Below are 3,631 nucleotides of genomic sequence, written 5' to 3'. Positions count from 1 at the left end.
GGGCGGCCGCCGCTGGTCAACCCCGAGATCTTCCGCGACGCGGCGTTCCGCAACGGCATGATCATCGTGTCGATCTACTTCGTGGGCGGCACGAGCCTGTGGATCGTCATGCCGATGTACCTGCAGTTCCACCTGGGCTACGCGCCCATCGACTCGGCGTTCATCAGCCTGCCCGCCTCGGTCCTCGCCGCCATCTCGGCGCAGGTCGCGGGACGGTTCGTGCTCCGACTCGGGCGGCGGATGGTCATCGGCGGTTTCTGCCTCACCATCACCGCGCTGCTGACGTTCATCCTGCTCGCGGGCGTCGTGGAGTCCGGTGCGGTGAGCTACCTGATCTTCATGGCCCCCGCCGCGATGATGGGCACCGCGCAGGGCATGACCATCTCCCCCAACCAGACGCTCACCCTGCGCGCGGTGGACCCCGAGTACGGCGGGGTCGCCGGCAGCATCATCTCGCTGGGCCAGCGCATGGGCACCGCGGTGGGCACGGCGATGGTGCCGGGCGTGTTGTTCTGGATCGTCGAGACCCAGGACGACTGGCTGCTTGCGTTCCGGGTGGCGCTCGGGCTGATCGCCGCGCTGGCCGCGGGCGCGTTGGCGTTCAGCATCGTCGACCGCCGCCGCGAGGTGCGCTGCGGTTCCTAGAGGGCTGCCGCGAGCTCCACTCCCTGCTTGATCGCGCGCTTGGCGTCGAGCTCGGCGGCCACGTCCGCGCCGCCGATCACGTGGACCCGTCCGTTCACCCCGCCGCCCAGCTGATCGGCCACCCCCACCAGGTCGCGCACCGATTCCTGGCCCGCGCACACCACGACCGAGTCCACACGCACGAGCTGCGGACGGCCGTCGGCGTCGAGGATGTGCAGCCCGTCGTCGTCGACCTTCACGTAGGTCACCCCGGTGTGCTTCCGCACGCCGCCGGCCTCGAGCTCGGCGCGGTGCACCCAGCCGGTGGTCTTGCCCAGGCCCCGGCCGATGCGGGAGGTCTTGCGCTGGAGCAGGTGCACCTCGTGGGCCGGTTCGGCGTGCACGGCCGTGCCCAGTCCCGCGCGCTCGAGCGCCGGATCGGTCACGCCCCAGTGGCGCCGCCACGCCTCCACATCCGTGGAGTGGCCGCTCGGTTCGCGGCCGTCGACGGCGATCCCGGGCCCGCCGGCCAGCAGGAACTGCGAGACGTCCACGCCGATGCCACCGGCACCGATCACCGCGACCCGGCGGCCGGGGGTCCGCGTGCCGGTGAGCAGCTCGGGATAGGTCATGACCATGGGGTGGTCGGCGCCGGGGATCGTGATCTCGCGCGGCCGCACCCCGGTGGCGATCACCACGTGGTCGAAGCCCGCGAGATCGTCCGGGTGGGCGCGGCGGCCGAGGTGCACCGGCACGCCGAGGACGTCCAGGCGCCGGCTGAAATAGGCGATCGACGCCGCGAACTCCTCCTTGCCCGGCACGCGCATCGCGTAGCGGAACTGCCCGCCGAGCTCGTCCTCCGCCTCGAAGACCTCCACCGCGAGTCCGCGGGACGCGGCGGCCTCGGCGCACGCCAGCCCCGCGGGTCCCGCGCCGACCACCGCCACCCGCCGCCGGGTGGGGGCCACGGTGAGCAGGAGCTCGGTTTCGCGGCCGGCGCGCGGATTGACCAGGCAGGAGGCACGCTTGTTGGCGAAGGTGTGATCGAGGCAGGCCTGGTTGCAGGCGATGCAGATGTTGATCTCGTCGGCCCGCCCCTCGGCGACCTTGGCGGCGAACGCCGGGTCCGCCAGGAGCGGCCGCGCCATGGACACCAGGTCCGCCTGACCGCGGGCGATGATCTGCTCCGCGATGTCCGGGGTGTTGATGCGGTTGGACGCGATCACCGGGACACCGACGGTCTGCTTGAGCCGGGCCGTGAGGTCGACGAACGCGGCCCGCGGCACGGAGGTGACGATGGTGGGGATGCGGGACTCGTGCCAGCCGATGCCGGTGTTGAACACGTCGACACCAACGGCCTCGAGGCGCTGCGCGAGTTCGGCGGTCTCCTCCCACGACTGGCCGCCGTCGACCAGGTCGAGCAGGCTGATCCGGTACTGCAGCAGGAAGTCGCGGCCCACCTCGGCGCGGATGCGGCGCACGATCTCCTCTCCGAACCGCATCCGCCTGCTCGCGGTGCCGCCCCACGAGTCGGTGCGGTCGTTGGTCCGGGCGGCGAGGAACTGGTTGATGAGGTAGCCCTCCGAGCCCATGATCTCGATGCCGTCATACCCCGCGCGCCGGGCCAGGCGGGCGGCCCGGACCCAGTCGTCGATCGTCCGCTCGACACCCCGGGCGCTCAGGGCGCGCGCTCTGAACATGCTGATCGGCGACTTGGTCGACGCGGCCGAGCGGACGAACGGCTGGTATCCGTAGCGGCCGGCGTGGAGGACCTGCAGGAGGATGTGGGCGCCCTCGGCATGGACGGCGTCAGTGAGGCCGCGGTGCTTGTCGGCCATCCGGCGCGAGGCCATCATCGACCCGGCCGGCAGCAGCCACCCCTCCACGTTGGGCGAGTACCCGCCGGTGACCATGAGGGCGGCCCCGCCGCGCGCCCTCTCGGCGAAGTAGGCGGTGAGCTCGGGCAGGTGCTTCGAGCGGTCCTCCAACCCGGTGTGCATGGACCCCATGACCACGCGGTTGCGCAGGGTGAGATGCCCGACGGCGAGGGGACTGAGGAGGTGAGAGTGACTGTGGCCCATGGGGGCTGATTCTGCCCGGTATCCGGTCGCCCGACCCCGCGGTAGAGGAATTTTCGCTCACCGGGGCGTCCGGACCGCCCGTGGCGATGCGGGCCGATCAGGGGCACGCCCGAACATCGATCCGGAGGCGTCGCACGCCTTACTGGACGAATGTCTGTGTGACGAGTCAGCAACCTGGGCGCCTGACCTGCAGTTTTGAGGGTGCACAAAATTGTGTCGCGGGGGTCGATAATGCGGCGATCTCGAAGAACTGACCTTATCCTCAGATTCGTGGCTTCCCTCGGTCACATGTCCTCCCCCGACGTTCCCCCAACCCCTCAGGAATCCCCTCAATGCGAACCATCGTCAGGCGGCGCATCGGCGCCGTCGCCGCCGCTGCCGCCACCTTCCTCGCCCTGGCCGCCCCCGTCACCGCCGCCCAGTCGCTCCAGTTCACCGTGGGCGCGCCCGCCCCCTGTGAGCAGGCGACCCCGGCGGAGACCGAGCAGGTGATCGCGGACATCCACGAGTACACCAACCGCGAGCGCGTCTCCCGCGGCCTCAACCCCGTCACGCGCCTCGCCAGCCTGGACCGGATCGCCCAGGACTGGAGCGAACAGATGGCCAGCGTGGACGCCATGACGCACAATCCGCAGATCAAGGCCCTGATGGCGGCAACCTACGACGGAACGCCGCTCAGCGACGGCAAGTGGACCAGTTACGGCGAGAACGTGCTGCAGAACTGGTGCGGCGCCTCGGGCGAGGCGCTCGTCCAGCAGTGGATGAACTCGCTTCCGCACCGCCTCAACCTACTCAACCCGGTGCACACCCACCTCGGTGTGGGCGTGGAGGTCGCCGACAGCCGGAAGCTGTACTCCACCCAGAACTTCGCCCGACTGACCTGACCCCCGCGGCCCCCTCGGTCGTCGCCCCCTCCTACGGCGCCC

3 protein-coding genes are annotated in these 3,631 nt (G+C 70.8%); 2 read left to right on the top strand and 1 reads right to left on the bottom strand.

The features are described 5' to 3' along the window. Positions 1–645, top strand: a 645-nt coding sequence (locus tag G6023_RS06415; RefSeq protein ID WP_182634543.1) for an MFS transporter, incomplete at its 5' end; no start/stop codon positions are given. Here G6023_RS06415 and G6023_RS06410 read toward each other — a convergent pair. After that, on the bottom strand, positions 642–2,705 hold the full coding sequence (locus tag G6023_RS06410) for an NADPH-dependent 2,4-dienoyl-CoA reductase (protein ID WP_096906167.1): 2,064 nt from the start codon (positions 2,703–2,705) through the stop codon (positions 642–644). The genes G6023_RS06415 and G6023_RS06410 overlap by 4 nt on opposite strands. Positions 2,706–3,037: 332 nt before the next feature. On the opposite strand from G6023_RS06410, the gene G6023_RS06405 reads away from it, so the two are divergent. Continuing rightward, positions 3,038–3,589 carry a CAP domain-containing protein gene (locus G6023_RS06405; RefSeq protein WP_007628337.1) on the top strand — a complete coding sequence of 184 codons (552 nt, stop codon included), beginning with the start codon at positions 3,038–3,040 and terminating at the stop codon, positions 3,587–3,589. The last annotated feature ends 42 nt before the right edge of the window (positions 3,590–3,631 follow it).

This window comes from Dietzia sp. DQ11-71, assembly GCF_014144995.1.
GTDB lineage: Bacteria > Actinomycetota > Actinomycetes > Mycobacteriales > Mycobacteriaceae > Dietzia > Dietzia kunjamensis.
Note: the sequence above shows the minus strand (reverse complement) of the source record. Positions and strands in the feature narration are given on the sequence as shown.

Bases quoted from the DNA above. Each gene is read 5' to 3' on its own strand.
- G6023_RS06405 (WP_007628337.1), top strand. From the start codon at position 3,038: ATGCGAACCATCGTCAGGCGGCGCATCGGCGCCGTCGCCGCCGCTGCC.
- G6023_RS06410 (WP_096906167.1), bottom strand. From the start codon at position 2,705: ATGGGCCACAGTCACTCTCACCTCCTCAGTCCCCTCGCCGTCGGGCAT.